13 protein-coding genes and 1 pseudogene are annotated in these 15,489 nt (G+C 71.8%); 6 read left to right on the top strand and 8 right to left on the bottom strand.

Annotated features, from left to right (window positions below):
* Positions 1-38 precede the first annotated feature (38 nt).
* The 4 genes from CSC64_RS03295 to CSC64_RS03280 all read right to left on the bottom strand — a co-directional run bounded on the left by CSC64_RS03295 (position 39) and on the right by CSC64_RS03280 (position 3,440).
* A complete protein-coding gene (locus tag CSC64_RS03295; protein WP_162433895.1) occupies positions 39-1,082 on the bottom strand; it encodes a LacI family DNA-binding transcriptional regulator in 1,044 nt (347 codons plus the stop codon).
* Between the two features lie 104 nt (positions 1,083-1,186).
* Complete coding sequence (locus CSC64_RS03290; protein ID WP_162433894.1) at positions 1,187-1,729, bottom strand: HdeD family acid-resistance protein; 543 nt, start codon at positions 1,727-1,729, stop codon at positions 1,187-1,189.
* 84 nt (positions 1,730-1,813) lie between these two features.
* Positions 1,814-2,368, bottom strand: coding sequence for an HdeD family acid-resistance protein (locus tag CSC64_RS03285; protein WP_162433893.1), 555 nt, complete (start codon positions 2,366-2,368; stop codon positions 1,814-1,816).
* A 361-nt stretch (positions 2,369-2,729) separates the two neighbouring features.
* Entirely contained in the window at positions 2,730-3,440 is a 711-nt protein-coding gene (locus tag CSC64_RS03280) for a ComF family protein (RefSeq protein WP_238389740.1), read from the bottom strand.
* Between the two features lie 247 nt (positions 3,441-3,687).
* Between CSC64_RS03280 and bioB the strand changes: the two genes are divergently transcribed.
* From bioB to bioC, 4 genes and pseudogenes are all read left to right on the top strand, one after another.
* Positions 3,688-4,737, top strand: a complete 1,050-nt coding sequence (bioB, locus tag CSC64_RS03275; RefSeq protein ID WP_162433891.1) for a biotin synthase BioB — start codon at positions 3,688-3,690, stop codon at positions 4,735-4,737.
* Between the two features lie 37 nt (positions 4,738-4,774).
* Positions 4,775-5,964, top strand: a pseudogene (bioF, locus tag CSC64_RS03270) (8-amino-7-oxononanoate synthase).
* A gap of 25 nt (positions 5,965-5,989) precedes the next feature.
* Positions 5,990-6,754, top strand: coding sequence for a pimeloyl-ACP methyl ester esterase BioH (bioH, locus tag CSC64_RS03265; protein ID WP_162433890.1), 765 nt, complete (start codon positions 5,990-5,992; stop codon positions 6,752-6,754).
* A 16-nt stretch (positions 6,755-6,770) separates the two neighbouring features.
* Positions 6,771-7,658, top strand: a complete 888-nt coding sequence (bioC, locus tag CSC64_RS03260) for a malonyl-ACP O-methyltransferase BioC (protein WP_162433889.1) — start codon at positions 6,771-6,773, stop codon at positions 7,656-7,658.
* A 159-nt stretch (positions 7,659-7,817) separates the two neighbouring features.
* Here the strand turns inward: bioC and CSC64_RS03255 are convergent, their stop codons facing one another.
* From CSC64_RS03255 to CSC64_RS03245, 3 genes are all read right to left on the bottom strand, one after another.
* Positions 7,818-8,246 (bottom strand): ketosteroid isomerase-related protein, encoded by a 429-nt coding sequence (locus CSC64_RS03255; RefSeq protein ID WP_162433888.1) that lies wholly within the window; start codon positions 8,244-8,246, stop codon positions 7,818-7,820.
* A gap of 61 nt (positions 8,247-8,307) precedes the next feature.
* Positions 8,308-8,919, bottom strand: a complete 612-nt coding sequence (locus tag CSC64_RS03250) for a YdcF family protein (protein WP_162433936.1) — start codon at positions 8,917-8,919, stop codon at positions 8,308-8,310.
* The gene (locus tag CSC64_RS03245; RefSeq protein WP_162433887.1) at positions 8,916-9,872 is read right to left on the bottom strand and encodes a pyridoxal-phosphate dependent enzyme; all 957 of its coding nucleotides are present in this window, start codon (positions 9,870-9,872) and stop codon (positions 8,916-8,918) included. Before CSC64_RS03245 ends, CSC64_RS03250 begins: the two co-directional genes overlap by 4 nt.
* A 145-nt stretch (positions 9,873-10,017) precedes the next feature.
* Here CSC64_RS03245 and CSC64_RS13920 point away from each other — a divergent pair, with 145 nt between their 5' ends.
* A complete protein-coding gene (locus CSC64_RS13920) occupies positions 10,018-10,764 on the top strand; it encodes a hypothetical protein (protein ID WP_238389743.1) in 747 nt (248 codons plus the stop codon).
* A 436-nt stretch (positions 10,765-11,200) separates the two neighbouring features.
* Entirely contained in the window at positions 11,201-13,096 is a 1,896-nt protein-coding gene (gene mnmG, locus CSC64_RS03235) for a tRNA uridine-5-carboxymethylaminomethyl(34) synthesis enzyme MnmG (protein ID WP_162433886.1), read from the top strand.
* A 105-nt stretch (positions 13,097-13,201) separates the two neighbouring features.
* Here mnmG and CSC64_RS03230 read toward each other — a convergent pair whose 3' ends face one another.
* Entirely contained in the window at positions 13,202-15,301 is a 2,100-nt protein-coding gene (locus CSC64_RS03230) for a cytochrome D1 domain-containing protein (RefSeq protein ID WP_162433885.1), read from the bottom strand.
* Between the last annotated feature and the right edge of the window lie 188 nt (positions 15,302-15,489).

Here is a 15,489-nt window from a genome sequence, read left to right as displayed (position 1 = left end):
CGTGGTGCGGGTGCTGGCGGCGCGACACGCCGCCGCGTTCAGCCCGGTGCGGCCGCCGAATCGCGCTTGACCAGGGTGTACTTCATCACCTGGTGCACCGCCTCGCCGCTGCGGCCTTCGCGCTGGCGCCGGATCTGCTCCAGCACCAGCTCGATCGCGGCCTTGCCCATGGCGCTGACCGGCTGGCGCACGGTGGTCAGCTGCGGCCACAGGGTGGTGGCCACCGGGGTGTCGTCGAAGCCGACCACGGTCAGTTCGCCGGGGATGCGCAGGCCCAGGCCGTGGGCCACCGCCATCGCACCGGCGGCCATGTCGTCGTTGCTGCAGAAGATCGCGGTCGGGCGCGGCTGCCGTGCCAGCAGCTGCGTGGCGGCGGCCAGGCCGGAGCGGTAGGTGAACAGTCCTTCGGCCAGCAGCTCGGCCGGCACCGGCAGTCCGGCCTCGGCCATGGTCTCGAGGAAGGCGGCGGTGCGCAGCCCGGCCGGGGTGTGCTTCGGGTCGCCCTGGACGAAGCCGATGCGGCGGTGGCCGAGCTCGAGCAGGTGCCGGGTCATGGCGCGGGCGCCCTGGTAGTCGTCGATCCGCACCGAGGCCACCCCGGGCACCGGTGCGCCGGTGGCCACGGCGACCACCGGGATCCGCCGCTGCTCCAGTTCGCGCAGGGTCTGCGCCGAGTCGCACAGCGGCGGCGGCAGGATGATCCCGTCCACGCCGGCCTGCAGCAGCCGCTGCAGCGCCGCGCGCTGGCTGTGGATGCCGCCGCACTTCTCCACCAGCACCTGCACGCCGTTGGCGCTGCTCTGCTCGAGGATGCCCAGCATCAGTTCGTTGAGATAGGCCGCGCTGGGGTTGGAATACAGCACGCCCACCCGCGCGGTGCCGGCGGTGCGCAGCGAGCGCCCGGCCAGGTTCGGCCGGTAGCCCAGCTCGCGCACCGAGGCCTGCACCCGTTCGCGCAGCTCCGGCGCCACCCGCGGGTTGTCGTTGATCACCCGCGAGGCGGTCATCGGCGAAACGCCCGCGTGCCGGGCCACGTCGAGGATGGTGACGGCGCGGGTAGTCGTGCGTTTGCGCGGGGCCATGCGGGGACCGGAAGGGAAGAGGCGCGGCGGCGTGCGTGGATGCCGCCGCCGCGCCTAGCGTAACCCGCCGCGGCCGCCAGCCCGGCGCCTGGCCAGCCGCCCGCTCAGTGGCCGACGGTGGTCAGCTGCCGCGAGCGCCGGTACAGGTAGAACGCCAGCGCCAGCTGCAGCACGCCGAACAGCAGCGCGCCGATGCCCAGCCAGATCGCGATGGTGGCCACGCCGATGTCCGGCTGCAGCAGGAACAGCAGGCCCAGCAGCAGCGCCAGCAGGCCACTCAGCGCCAGCAGCCAGTTGCCTTCCACCAGCCGCCGCATCTGCACCGCGAACACGATGCGGGCGATGCCGGCGACCACCAGCCAGATCGCCAGCAGCCACACCAGCGCGGTGGCCACCATCTGCGGCTGCAACAGCGCCAGGATGCCGAAGCCGATCGAGGCCAGGCCGTACACCACCAGCAGCCAGTTCGGCAGCGCCACCTGCTTGCGCAGCACGCTGATGATGCTGACCACGCCATCGCCCAGCGCCAGCAGGCCGAAGGCCATGATCATCACCCACACCGTGGACTGCGGCCGGATGAGCGCGAACAGGCCGAAGGCGATCGCAAGCAACCCGTAGAGCAGGAACACCCACCAGGCTCGTGACATGACGGACTCCAGGACGGCGACGGGAAGGAACCACGCCGGCGAACACGGTCGCCGGCGCGGATGACGCGGTTGCGACAGTCGACGTCAGGCCGCCAGCGGCTTGTGCGTGCGGAAGCGGAAGCCCGCCAGCACCTGGAACAGGCCGTAGACCAGCGCGCCGGCGCCGATCCAGAACGCGGTGGCGAACAGGCCGATGGCCGGGTTGCGCAGGAACATGATGCCCAGCACGATCGCCAGCACGCCGCTGAGCGCGATCAGCCATTCGCCGACGATCTCCTTGCGCACGCGGATGGCGAAGATGATCCGGAACACGCCGGCCACGATCAGCCAGAACGACAGCATCAGGAACAGGATGCCGGCGGTGGCCTTGGGGTTGGCCACGGCGATCAGGCCGAAGGCGATCGACGCCACCGCGTAGAACAGCAGCCAGATCTTCGGAATGGCCACGCGCTTGTCGAACAGCGCCAGCAGGCTGGCGATGCCATCGGCCAGGGCCAGGATGCCGAACGCCCAGGCCATCGCCACCAGCGCCTGGAACGGCTTGGCCATGGTGATCAGGCCGAAGGCGATGGCGATCAGCCCGAACAGTACCGACACCCACCAGGTGCGGCGCACTTCCTCGGTGGTACCTGCTTCCATGGTGCGTCCTGCCTTTCGTGACGGGAGCCGGAATGGCCCGGCCACGGCATACCCCGCCCGCTCGGCCACTGTCAAATGGAGCCCCTGCCGCCACGCCGCCCCGACACTCCAACGTCCCGCCGCCGCGGCGCCTCGACATCCCGACGCACGCCCCCTGTAGGAGTCCACTTCAGGGGGCGACCCGTCGGCGCCGGAACGCGCCACGTTGAACGCGGAATCTCCGGATCGGTTGCTTCATCGCCGGCCCGGTTGCGTTGATCGTGGCTGCGTGCAGACGCAACCGGGTCGCCCCATGAAGTGGGCTCCTACAGGAAATCCGCCGCCGCGCCGCCATGTCACGGCACCGGTCTGTCCCGCCATGTCACGGCACCCGCGCACACACCCATGCATCCACCCGCGTGACGCCAGCGCGCCGCAGCGCCTGCGCCGCCGCATGCAGCGTCGCCCCGGTCGTCATCACATCGTCGACCAGGGCCACGTGCGCCGGCGGCGTGCCGTGACAGCGCGCTTCGAAGGCCCCGCGCAGATTGGCGTGCCGCGCGTCCGCATCCAGTTCCGACTGCGGCAGCGTCGATCGTAGCCTTCTCAGCAGCCCCGCCTGCAGCGGCAGGCCCAGGCTGCGTGCCAGTGGCCGCGCCAGTTCCAGCGCCTGGTCGTAGCCGCGTTCGCGCAGCCGCCGCCGATGCAGCGGCACCGGCACCAGCGCCTGCGGCCGGTCCGCGCCGGCCAGGGCCGGGACCATGAGCTGCGCGAGCAGGCGCCCGGCGGCCAGGTCGTGGTGGAACTTGTAACGCGGCAGCAGCCGGTCCAGCGGCGCGGCGTAGGCGAAGGCCGCATGGGTCGCCTGCAGTGGCGACGGCTGCCGCAGGCAGCGCCCGCACAGGCCGTCGGCGGGCAGCGGCAAGGGCGGCAGCGGCAAGGCGCAGCGCCGGCAGGCATGCGCTTCCACCGGCAGCGCCTGCCGGCAGGCCAGGCACAGGTCCAGTCCATCCTCGCCCGGCCCGGTGCAGACCAGGCAGCGCGCCGGCAGCAGCCGGTCGAGCCACCCGGCCAACGCGACGATGCCCGGCACGCGTATCGCCGGCCGGGATTTTCCTTCGATCCAGTGCAAGGCCGTGCTGCCGCGACAGGGGTGCACACCATCCCGCGGCGGTCCCGTGCGCGGTATCGGCCACCGCACCGGCCGGAGGTAGGGCTTCCCCGTGCCCTGCCGGCGGCTGCTGTAAACCGGATAATTGCGTTTCTGGTTGACAGCCCCGCAGCCGGCTTCCCAGACTGCCCGCGTCCGCCCCCGCGCCGCCGTCAGGAAAACCACCCCCATGCCCACGGAAATCCGCCACGACTGGCGCCGCGAGGAACTGCTCGCCCTGCTCGCCCTGCCGCTGCCGGAGCTGCTGTACCGGGCCGCCGCGGTGCACCGCGAGCACTTCGACCCGGCCGAAGTCCAGGTCTCGACCCTGCTCTCGGTGAAGACCGGCGGCTGCCCGGAGGACTGCGGCTACTGCCCGCAGGCGCAGCGCTACGCCACCGGCGTGGACGCGGGCAAGCTGATGGACACCGCGCAGGTGCTGGAAAAGGCCCGCCAGGCGCGCGATGCCGGCGCCTCGCGCTTCTGCATGGGCGCGGCCTGGCGCAGCCCGAAGGACCGCGACATCCCCAAGGTCGCGGCGATGATCGCCGGGGTGAAGGCGCTGGGCCTGGAAACCTGCGCCACCCTGGGCATGCTCTCGGCCGACCAGGCCGGCGCCCTGCGCGACGCCGGCCTGGACTACTACAACCACAACCTGGACACCGCGCCGGAGTTCTACGGCGAGGTGATCCACACCCGCCAGTACCAGGACCGCCTGGACACGCTGGACCACGTGCGCGAGGCCGGGCTGAAGACCTGCTGCGGCGGCATCGTCGGCATGGGCGAGACCCGCGAGCAGCGCGCCGGGCTGCTGCAGGCGCTGGCGAACCTGCCCGCGCACCCGGATTCGGTGCCGATCAACCGCCTGGTGCAGGTGGCCGGCACGCCGCTGGCCGGCACCGCCGAACTGGATCCGTTCGAGTTCGTGCGCATGGTCGCGGTGGCGCGCATCGCCATGCCGCGCTCGATGGTGCGGCTGTCGGCCGGGCGCGAACAGATGAGCGATGAGCTGCAGGCCCTGTGTTTTGCCGCAGGCGCCAACTCGATCTTCCACGGCGAGAAGCTGCTGACCACCGGCAATCCGGACGTGGAACGCGACCAGGCGCTGTTCGCGCGGCTGGGCCTGCGGCCGATGCCGCTCTCCCGATGTGAGCCCGGTCACGGAACCGTGGCGGCCACAGGCGCTACCGTGCATGCCGACATCACCGAGCCGGCATCCGCGTGCGGATGCGCGGCCTGAGCATGCACGGCGCTCCCGGGGGGGAGGGGCAGACACCATGGCACGGATCGACATCCACGAACGCATCGAAGCGCTGCGGCGCCTGCGCACCGCGCAGGGTCGCCTGCGCCAGCGCCGCACCATCGACCGCCGCGACGGCGTGCGCGTGGAAGTCGACAGCCGCTGGCTGACCGGCTTCTGCAGCAACGACTACCTGGGCCTGGCCTCGCAGTTCGAGGTCGGCGCCGCACTGCAGGACGCGGTGGCGCGCGAGGGCACCGGCTCGACCGCCTCGCACCTGGTCTGCGGCCACCATGCGCTGCATGAACAGCTCGAGCGCGAGATGGCCGAATGGCTCGGCGTGCCGCGCGCGCTGCTGTTCGGCAGCGGGTTTGCCGCCAACCTGGCGGTGCAGCAGGCGCTGCTGGAGGACGACGACGCTGCGTCCAGGACCGGCTCAACCATGCCAGCCTGATCGATGCCACCCGCCTGGCCGGCGCGCGCCTGCGCCGCTACCCGCACCTGGATCCGGAAGGGGCGATGCGCCAGTTGCGCAACGCGTCCGGCGGCGCGGCGATGCTGGCCACCGATGGCGTCTTCAGCATGGACGGCGACGTCGCCCCGCTGCGCGCGCTGTCGCTGGTGGCGCGGGCGCAGGACGCGCTGCTGTACGTGGACGATGCCCACGGCGTCGGCGTGCTCGGCCCGCAGGGCCGCGGCACGGTGGCCGAGGCTGGCCTGGGCGTGGCCGAGGTGCCGCTGCAGCTGGCCACCCTGGGCAAGGCCCTGGGCGGCTACGGCGCGGTGGTGGCCGGCGATGCCGACCTCATCGAGCACCTGGCCGGGGTGGCCCGGCCCTACCTCTACACCACCGCGCTGCCGCCGGCGCTGGCCGCCGCGACCCTGGCGGCGGTGAAGCTGGCGCGCCGCGACGACTGGCGCCGCGCGCGCCTGCAGGAGCTGGTCGGCCAGTTCCGCATCGGCGCCGGGCGCCTGGGGCTGGAACTGATGGCCTCGAACACGCCGATCCAGCCGGTGCTGTGCGGCGCCGAAGCCACCGCCACGGCGATGTCCGCGGCGCTGGAGCAGGCCGGCTTCCTGGTCACCGCGATCCGCCCGCCGACCGTCGCCGAAGGCCGCTCCCGCCTGCGCGTGACCCTGTCGGCGCTGCACACCCCGCAGCAGGTCAACGCCCTGCTCGGCGCCCTCGCCGAAGCCCGCGCCCACGCCGCCCGCGCCGCCGCCTGAGCCCTGCGTCGGCGACAATGGCGCGATGCACATCCAAACCCTCGGCAGCGGCCCGGACCTGGTCCTGATCCACGGCTGGGCGCTGCACGGCGGTGTGTTCGCGCCGCTGGCCGAACGCCTGGCATCGCGCTTCCGCCTGCACCTGGTCGACCTGCCCGGGCACGGCTTCAGCCGCGATCCCGGCACGCCGCTGGAACTGGCGGCCGTGGCCAGCGCGATCGCCGCGCGGGTGCCGCCGGCGGTGTGGCTGGGCTGGTCGCTGGGCGGGCTGTTCGCGTTGCGCGCGGCGGCCACGCTGCCGACCGTGCGCGGGCTGGCGATGGTCGCGGCCACGCCGCGCTTCGTCCGCGCCGAGGACTGGCCGCACGCGGTCGCGCCGGAGGTGTTCGCGCGCTTCGGCCAGGAACTGGGCGAGGACTACGCCGGCACCCTGGACCGTTTCATCGCGCTGGACACGCTCGGCTCCGAGCACGGCCGCGCCGAACTGAAGCTGCTGCGCGCGCTGCTGTCCGAGCGCGGTGCGCCGGATCCGGAAGCGCTGCAGCAGGGCCTGCGCCTGCTCGAATCCAGCGACCTGCGCCGCAGCCTGCCGTCCCTGCGCGTGCCCAGCCTGTGGCTGGGCGGGCGCCGCGACCGCCTGGTGCATCCGCGCGGGATGGAAGCGGCCGCCGCGCTGGCGCCGCGCTCGCGTTTCGTCGAACTGGCCGGGGCCGCGCACGCGCCGTTCCTGGGCCATGTCGACGCGGTGGCGGCGGAACTGGCCGCTTTCGCCGACAATAGCGCGCCCTGACGCACGCATTCCCCGCATGGATCCGCTGTTCGACCCCCGCCACGTGCGCCGCGCCTTTTCCCGTGCGGCCGCCGGCTACGACGCCGCGGCGGCGTTGCAGCAGGAAGTGCTCGCGCGCCTGCTCGAATCGCTGGCCTATCTGGAAGACAAGGTGCCGCAGGTGGTGCTGGACGTGGGCAGCGGCACCGGCCACGCCGCCGCGGCGATGCGCAAGCGCTGGCCCAAGGCGCAGGTGGTCGCGCTGGACCTGGCGCTGCCGATGCTGCGCCAGGCGAAGAAGCAGGCCGGCTGGTGGAAGCCGTTCGCGCGCGTGTGCGCCGATGCGCGCGCGCTGCCGCTGGCCGAAGGCAGCGTGGACGTGGTCTTCAGCAACCTGTGCCTGCAGTGGGTGGAGGACCTGCCGGCGGTGTTCGCCGGGTTCCGCCGCGTGCTCAGGCCGGGCGGGCTGCTGCTGTGCTCGAGCTTCGGACCGGAGACGCTGGGCGAGCTGCGCGAGTCGTTCGCCCAGGCCGATGCCGTGCCGCACGTGAGTCCGTTCGCCAGCATCGCCCAGTTCGGCGATGCGCTGGTGGCGGCGGGATTCCGCGACCCGGTGCTGGACCGCGACCTGTTCACCCTCACCTATCCGGACCTGCCGGCGCTGATGCACGAACTGCGCGTGATCGGCGCGACCAACGCCATGGCCGCGCGCCGCCGCAGCCTCACCGGCCGCGCGCGCTTCGCCGCGGCGACCGCGGCCTACGAAACCCTGCGCACCGGCGAAGGTCGCCTGCCCAGCACCTGGCAAGTGCTCTACGCGCACGCCTGGGCGCCGCCGCCGGGAGCTCCGATCCGCGAAGGCGGCCACGAGATCGCCGCCGTCCCCCTGTCCCGCATCCCCATCCGCCGCCGCCCCCAGCCCTGACGGCACCTGCCTTCCTGTAGGAGCCCACTTCAGGGGGCGACCCGGTGGAGTCGGGCAGGAACCACGTTCAACGCAACCCATCCGGAAGCGACGCGTTGAGCGCAGCGCCTTCCAGCGTCGTCGGGTCGCCCCCTGAAGTGGGCTCCTACAGGAAAAGCGTCAGCGCGAAACCTGGCCGATCCAGTCCTGCAGGTTGTAGTAGTTGGTCACCCGCGCGATGCGGTCGTCGCGGATGTCGAAGAAGGCGCCGCCGGGCAGCACGTACTTCTGGCCCTTCGCCGGTGGCAGGCCCTCGTCGTCGCGCAGGTATTCGCCGTGGACCACGTACTCGGCCGCGGCGCGGTCGCCGTCCTGGCTGGCGAACACGACGATGTCGCGCAGCTGTTCGCGGTAGCTGGCGTCCATGCGCTGCATGAACGCGGCGAACGCCTCCTTGCCGATCTGGCGCTCGCCCTCGTTGAGGTCGTGGATCACGCCGTCGGCCAGCAGCGCGAGCATGCCTTCGCGGTCGCCGCGGTTGAACGCGGCGTAGTAGCCCAGCACGAGTTCGATCGCGCGGTCCTGGCGGCGGGTGCCATCGATCTTCATCGTTCGCCTGCGGAGCATGGTTGGGGCGCGGCCATGATACGCACAGCCACGCCGCGTTTCGTCACGCCGCCCGGGCCACCAGGTCGCGGTGGAAGAAGTACACCTCCTGCAGCAGGAAGCGCCACTGGGTCTGCACCGTGCGGAAGCGCGTGCTCGGCGTGGGCGAGCCCAGCGCGTCGATGCCCAGTTCGTCGCTCAGGCGCAGCGCGCGGGACATGTGCAGCGGGTCGCTGACCACGATCACCCGGTGCAGGTCGCGCTTCTGCATGAGCGCGCGAGCCTGCACCAGGTTCTGGCGGGTGGTGCGCGAGGCCGATTCGATCAGGATCGCCGACTCCGGCACCCCGCGCCTGAGCGCATAGCGGCGCGCCACCTGCGATTCGGCGAAGCGCGCGCCGTTGCCATAGCCGCCGGTGAAGATCAGCACCGGCGCGTAGCCGCGCTGGTACAGGTCCAGGCCATGGCGGATGCGCTCCTCGAACACCGGCGAAGGCCGCGCGTCGTAGGCCGCCGCGCCGAGCACGATGATCGCGTCGGCCTGCGCGGCCTGGTCGCGCTGGCCCACCCAGACGATCCATGCCGCCACCGCCGCCAGCCACAGCACGGCCAGCAGCAGCAGGCGCCACAGCCAGCCGCCGATGCCGCGGCGACGCGTCTTGCCGGCGCCCTTCAGCCGCGCCAAGGCAGCGCCCCCAGGTCGACGTTGCCGCCGGACAGGACCACGCCGACGCGGCGGCCGGCGAAACGCGCCGGTTCGGCCAGCACCGCGGCCAGCGCGATCGCCGAAGACGGTTCGATCACCTGCTTCAGCACCTGCCAGGCCAGCTGCATCGCCGCCAGGGTCGCCGCGTCGTCGACCACGATGGCCTCGGCGCCGCTGGCCTGCAGCAGGGCGAAGTTGGGCGCGCCCAGTGCGCCGCGCAGACCATCGCAGACGGTGTCGGGGACGAAATCGATGCGGCGCTCGCCGGCGGTCAGCGAACGGGCGGTGTCGGCGGCGCCGGCCGGTTCGGCCAGTACCAGGCGGCAGCCCGGTGCGGCGCTGGCCAGGGCCAGGGCGGTACCGGCGGCGAGCCCGCCGCCGCCCACCGGCACCACCACGATGTCCGGGATCCCGGCCTGGGCCACCAGTTCCAGCGCCGCGGTGCCCTGGCCGGCGATCACCCGCGCGTCGGCATAGGGATGGACCAGGTGCGCGCCGGTGGAGGCCTGGACCTGGGCGCAGGTGGCCTCGCGCGCGGCCTGGGTCGCCTCGCAGCGCCACAGGGTCGCGCCGTGGCGCTGGATGTTGGCCAGCTTGGCCGCGACCGCGCCGTCGGGCACGACCACGTGGCAGGGGATGCCGCGGCTGCGCGCGGCCAGGGCCAGGGCCGCGCCGTGGTTGCCGGAGGAATGGGTGACCACGCCGCGGCCGGCCTCGGCTTCGGGCAGCGACCAGACCGCGTTGCAGGCGCCGCGGAACTTGAACGCGCCTCCGCGCTGCAGGTGTTCGCCCTTGAAATGCAGCTCGCAGCCGGCCAGCGCGTCGAGGGTGCGCGAGCGCAGCACCGGGGTGAGGCTGGCGTGGCCGGCGATCCGCGCGGCGGCGGCGAGGACGTCGTCGGCGGTCGGGAGGTCGTCGCTCATGCGGCAAAGGTTAACGTATGGGCCGGGGCGGCTGTCCGCGGGCTGAGCGGTACAGCAAGGTCCGGGCGGGGTTAAGCACGGATTCAATCCGCGCTGCCGATGCTGGCCGCATCGTGTAATTGCATGTAACACCGAGGGGGGCGCCATGAAACTGCGACTGTTCACCGGCCTGGCATGCGCGCTGGCCCTGGGCGGCTGCGCCAGCTACGGCTACGTCGACGACGGCGGCGGTTATTACAGCGGCGGCTCGTCGGTGCAGTACAACCACGTGCCGGGCTACGGCGGTTACGGCTATGGCGTGTACGGCTACGGTTCGCCCTATTACGGCTACCGCTACACCCCGGGCTGGGCGCTCGGCGTCGGCTACGGCTCTCCGTACTACTACTCGCGGCCCTACGCCTACCCGGGAGGCGGCTATTACCGGCCGCCGCACCACTACCCGCGTCCGCCCGTGCATCCGCCGCGCCCTGGCGGCCAGCCCGACCGTCCGCCGCCGCACGCCGGCGCCAATCCGCCGCTGGACCGCGCACCCTGGCGGGACCTGGACCGGATCGTCGATGGCAACGCACCGCGCCCGCCGCGGACGCCGCGCGCCGGCGCGATCGGTGCCGGGGAATTCACGGGTAGCGATGGCCAGGCCGGTCGCGGTCCTTCACCGGCGCAGCGTCCGTTCGCTGGCCCGCGTCCTGGCTACCAGGGGGGCGACGCCGGTCCACGCACCGGTGCCGCCGTCGGCCCACGCTTCGCCAACCGCGAAGCGGAGCCGTCACCGCGGCAGGCGCAGCCGCGCGAGCGGCGGGCCGAAGCGCGCGGCGATTCGCGTCCCGCCGGCCACTCGCGCAATTCCACGAGCCGGCGCCAGAATGCGACGGAGAGCACGGAGAACCCCTGAGAAAGGCCTTGCTTTGGCCGTGGACTGGTCGCAAGCTAGCCCGGCGAAGTGACCGGACGCGTCAGGTTCTGACCCGCACGGCTACGACCATGTCGATGTCCGGCAGGGAAATCTGGATCCCCCCTGTTCCGGCCCTGTCGGACGTCGACGCCCTTTCCGCAGCCCGGCCCCTGGCCGGGCTGCCTGTTTTCGTGACGCGATTCACGGACGCGGCGCCCGCGCAAAAAAACAGGGGCCGGCAGTCCCCCGACTGCCGGCCCCTCGGCTTCCCCTCCGCGCGCATGGCTGGCCCCTGTTCCAATTCCAGCCGGCGTCCCCCGACACTTTGCCGCGGTGGGTGCACGGGATAGTTACCGCAGGAAGCGTGCCAAGTCGCTGCCAGGCGCTGGCGTAGAATCGCGCCGTTTTCTTCCATCGTGATCCGCGTCACACCCCGATGAATTCCTCCTTCCACCGCTACGACGTGATCGTGATCGGCGGCGGCCACGCCGGCACCGAGGCCGCGCTGGCCTCGGCGCGCGCCGGCGCGCGCACCCTGCTGCTGACCCACAACATCGAGACCGTGGGCGCGATGAGCTGCAACCCGGCCATCGGCGGCATCGGCAAGGGCCACCTGGTGAAGGAGATCGACGCGCTCGGCGGGGCGATGGCCCACGCGGCCGACCTGGCCGGTATCCAGTGGCGCACGCTCAACGCCAGCAAGGGCCCGGCGGTGCGCGCCACCCGCTGCCAGGCCGACCGCGCGCTGTACCGCAGCGCGATCCGGCGGATCGTCGAGGCGCAGGAAAACCTGGCCGTGTTCCAGGTGGCGGTCGACGACCTGCTCATCGAAGGCGACGCCGTGCGTGGCGCGGTCACCAGCACCGGCCTGCGCTTCGAGGCGCCCGCGGTGGTGCTCACCGCCGGCACCTTCCTCGCCGGCAGGATCCACATCGGCCAGACCCAGTACAGCGCCGGGCGCATGGGCGACGCGCCGGCCACCACCCTGGCCGCGCGCCTGCGCGAACGGCCGTTCGCGGTGGACCGGCTCAAGACCGGCACCCCGCCGCGGATCGACGGGCGCACGCTCGATTATTCGGTGATGGACGAACAGCCCGGCGACGACCCGCTGCCGGTGATGTCGTTCCTGGGCGACGCGGGCGAGCACCCGCGCCAGGTCCCGTGCTGGATCACCCACACCAGCGAGCGCACCCACGAGATCATCCGCGGCGCGCTGGACCGCTCGCCGCTGTACAGCGGCCAGATCGAAGGCGTCGGCCCGCGCTATTGCCCGTCGATCGAGGACAAGGTGGTGCGCTTCGCCGAAAAGGCTTCGCACCAGATCTTCGTCGAGCCCGAGGGGCTGGACGTGGCCGAGATCTATCCCAACGGCATCTCCACCTCGCTGCCGTTCGACGTGCAGCTGGAACTGGTGCGCAGCATCCGCGGCTTCGAGCACGCGCACATCACCCGGCCCGGTTACGCGATCGAGTACGACTTCTTCGACCCGCGCGGGCTGAAGGCCACGCTCGAGACCAAGGCGGTGGCGGGCCTGTTCTTCGCCGGCCAGATCAACGGCACCACCGGCTACGAGGAAGCCGCCGCGCAGGGCCTGCTCGCCGGCCTCAACGCCGCGCGCCATGTGCGCGGGCAGGAAGGCTGGGCGCCGCGCCGCGACGAGGCCTACCTGGGCGTGCTGGTCGACGACCTGGTCACCCACGGCACCAGCGAGCCGTACCGCATGTTCACCAGCCGCGCCGAGTACCGGCTGCAGCTGCGCGAGGACAACGCCGACCTGCGCCTGACCGCGAAGGGCCGCGAACTGGGCGTGGTCGACGATGCGCGCTGGGCGCGCTTCGCCGCCAAGCGCGAGGCGATCGAGGCGGAAACCGCGCGCCTGCGCGCGCTGTGGGCCACGCCGGCCAACGCACTGGGCCGCGAAGTGGAAGCGACGCTGGGCGTGGCGGTGAGCCGCGAGACCAGTGCGCTGGACCTGATCCGGCGCCCGGAGCTGGGTTACGCGGCGCTGATGCGGGTGCCCTCGCTGGGCCCGGGCGTGGACGATGCGCGGGTGGCCGAGCAGGTCGAGATCGGGGTCAAGTACGCCGGCTACGTCGACCGCCAGCGCGAGGAGATCGCGCGCCAGCAGCGCCACGAGGAAACCGCGATTCCCGCGCAGTTCGACTACGCCGCCGTGCGCGGCCTGTCGGCCGAAGTGCAGCAGAAGCTGGAGCGGGTACGCCCGCAGACCATCGGCCAGGCCCAGCGCATCCCCGGCATGACCCCAGCGGCGATCTCGCTGCTGCTGGTGCACCTGGAGCGGCAGCGGCGCAGTACCCGCGTCGCGGTGTAGCCACGCCATCAGGGGCAACCGCCCGTCCCGCCGGCTTCCTGGTTGCCGGGAAAAGAAACGGGCGCGGCTTGCGCCGCGCCCGTGCCCTGGATCCCCGTCAGCAGATCAATACACGTCGTTGACGGTGTTGTAGACGTTGAACTTGCCGGTCGGCGTGATCAACCGCTTGTCGTCGATCACCGCCTTGAGCTTGCGCGTCTTGTCGTCCACCACCACGATCGCCGAGCGCTGGTCCTTGCCGTTCCACACCGAGAACCAGACCTCGTCGCCGGCCTTGTTGTACTCCGGCTGCACCACCCGCTTCGGGCCTTCGCCGAGGTTGGCCCATTCGGCGATCGGCAGCACTTCGAAGCCCTTGTCCAGGTTGCCGGTGTCGAACACCGCGATCGACTGGCTGATCGCCGCGTCGGGGTTGAGCGTGGTGTCGACCCACAGGTTGCGCGAGTTCGGGTGCGTCTTCACGAACAGCGAGCCGCCACCCTGGCCCTTGAGCACGTCGACTGCCTTCCAGGCGTACTGCGGGTGCTTCTCCGGATCGGTCGCGATCAGGGTGATGTTCTCGTTGCCCAGCGCCGAGGTCGCCCACACCGGCCCGAACTTCGGATGGTTGAAGTTGGCGCCGCGGCCCGGGTGCGGGATCTTGTCGACGTCGATCAGGGCGACCATCTTCTCCAGGCGCGAGTCGACCACGGCGATCTTGTCGCTGTTGTTGGCCGCGGTCAGGAAGTAGCGCTTGCTCGCGTCCCAGCCGCCGTCGTGCAGGAAGCGCGCGGCCTGGAGCCGGGTCGTCTTGAGGTTGTCCAGGTCCGAGTAGTCGACCAGCAGGATGTGGCCGGTCTCCTTGACGTTGACGATGAACTGCGGGTGCTCGTGGCTGGCGACGATCGCGGCCACGCGCGGCTCGGGGTGGTACTCCTGCGTGTCCACGGTCATGCCGCGGGTGGAGACGATCTTGATCGGCTCCAGGGTCGGCCCGTCCATGATCACGTACTGCGGCGGCCAGTAGGCGCCGGCGATCGCCAGCTTGTCCTCGAAGCCCTTGAACTTGGAGGTTTCGACCGAGCGCGCTTCCAGGCCGATCTTGATCTCGGCGACGCGTTCGGGGACCTTCATCCACAGGTCGATCAGGTCGATCTTGCCGTCGCGGCCGATGGTGTAGATGTAGCGGCTGGAATGCGACACGCGCGAGATGTGCACCGCGTAGCCGGTCTTGAGGATGTTGACGATTTCCTTGGTGTCGCCGTCGATCAGGGCGACCTCGCCCGAGTCGCGCAGCGTCACCGCGAAGATGTTGTCCAGGTTGTAGCTGTTCATCTGCCTGGTCGGGCGCTTCTCCACCGGGACGAACACCTTCCAGCTGGCGAGCATTTCCTTCATGCCCCACTCCGGCGGATTGGGCGGGGTGTGCTGCAGGAAGCGCGCCATCAGGTTGACTTCGTCGGCGCTCAGTTCGCCGCCGGTGCCGAAGTTGGGCATGCCGCCGGGCGAACCGTAGGTGATCAGCGCCTTGAGGTAGTCGGTGCCGCGGGCCTGGGTCAGGTCCGGGGTCAGCGGTTTGCCGGTGGCGCCCTTGCGCAGCACGCCATGGCAACCGGCGCAGCGCTGGAAGAAGATCTCGCTGGCGCGGGCGAATTCGGCCTCGGTCATGTCCGGTGCGCCGGGCGTGCGCACCTGCTTGACGTCGGCGCCCTTGAGCGTGGACGGCGCGCCCTCGTAGGCGGCCTGGGCCTGGCTGGTGCCGGGATGGATTTCGCCCTGGGCCGGGTCGCTGGACACGGCCAGCGTGCTGCGCAGCGCCTTGACCTCGTCGGCATCGATGCCGCCGCCGGGGTTGCCCCACTGGCTGCGGACATAGGTGACGGCGGCGGCGATGTCGGCGTCGCTCAGGTGGCTCTGCGCGGGCATCAGGCTGTTGTAGGTCACGCCGTTGACCACGACTTCGCCTTCCAGGCCCTTGAGCACGGTGGCGGCGACCTCGGCCGGGGACTTGCCGGCGATCCAGTCGGACTTGGCCAACGGCGGGAAGGCACCCGCCAGGCCCTTGCCATCGGGCTGGTGGCAGGCCGAGCAGTTGTCCAGGTACACCTTTTCGCCGCTGGGCTGGGCGGCATCGCCCGGGGCGGCGAAGGCGTCGTGGGTGGCAATCCGGTAGCTGCCGGCAGCGAGGGTCAGGACGACCGCGAGGGCGAGTATCGAGCGGTTCATGGACGCTCCGTACGTTGGGCACGCTGGGTTGCGGGCAGGCCTGATTCTCCGCTCGCGCCGACCGCCGGCCTTGATCCAGGTCAAGCGCCGCGCGGATAGGGATTGACTCGGGTCAGGGCGGCCAGTACACGCGTGCACCATACTACTTCCGGGTTCAACGGACGACGCGGAGGGTCCCTGGCCACACT

The organism is Pseudoxanthomonas koreensis, from assembly GCF_010093225.1.
Taxonomy (GTDB): domain Bacteria; phylum Pseudomonadota; class Gammaproteobacteria; order Xanthomonadales; family Xanthomonadaceae; genus Pseudoxanthomonas; species Pseudoxanthomonas koreensis.
Note: the sequence above shows the minus strand (reverse complement) of the source record. Positions and strands in the feature narration are given on the sequence as shown.

Coding starts and splice junctions, on each gene's coding strand:
- CSC64_RS03295 (WP_162433895.1), bottom strand. CDS start 1,082: ATGGCCCCGCGCAAACGCACGACTACCCGCGCCGTCACCATCCTCGAC.
- CSC64_RS03290 (WP_162433894.1), bottom strand. CDS start 1,729: ATGTCACGAGCCTGGTGGGTGTTCCTGCTCTACGGGTTGCTTGCGATC.
- CSC64_RS03285 (WP_162433893.1), bottom strand. CDS start 2,368: ATGGAAGCAGGTACCACCGAGGAAGTGCGCCGCACCTGGTGGGTGTCG.
- bioB (WP_162433891.1), top strand. CDS start 3,688: ATGCCCACGGAAATCCGCCACGACTGGCGCCGCGAGGAACTGCTCGCC.
- bioH (WP_162433890.1), top strand. CDS start 5,990: ATGCACATCCAAACCCTCGGCAGCGGCCCGGACCTGGTCCTGATCCAC.
- bioC (WP_162433889.1), top strand. CDS start 6,771: ATGGATCCGCTGTTCGACCCCCGCCACGTGCGCCGCGCCTTTTCCCGT.
- CSC64_RS03255 (WP_162433888.1), bottom strand. CDS start 8,246: ATGAAGATCGATGGCACCCGCCGCCAGGACCGCGCGATCGAACTCGTG.
- CSC64_RS03245 (WP_162433887.1), bottom strand. CDS start 9,872: ATGAGCGACGACCTCCCGACCGCCGACGACGTCCTCGCCGCCGCCGCG.
- CSC64_RS13920 (WP_238389743.1), top strand. CDS start 10,018: ATGAAACTGCGACTGTTCACCGGCCTGGCATGCGCGCTGGCCCTGGGC.
- mnmG (WP_162433886.1), top strand. CDS start 11,201: ATGAATTCCTCCTTCCACCGCTACGACGTGATCGTGATCGGCGGCGGC.
- CSC64_RS03230 (WP_162433885.1), bottom strand. CDS start 15,301: ATGAACCGCTCGATACTCGCCCTCGCGGTCGTCCTGACCCTCGCTGCC.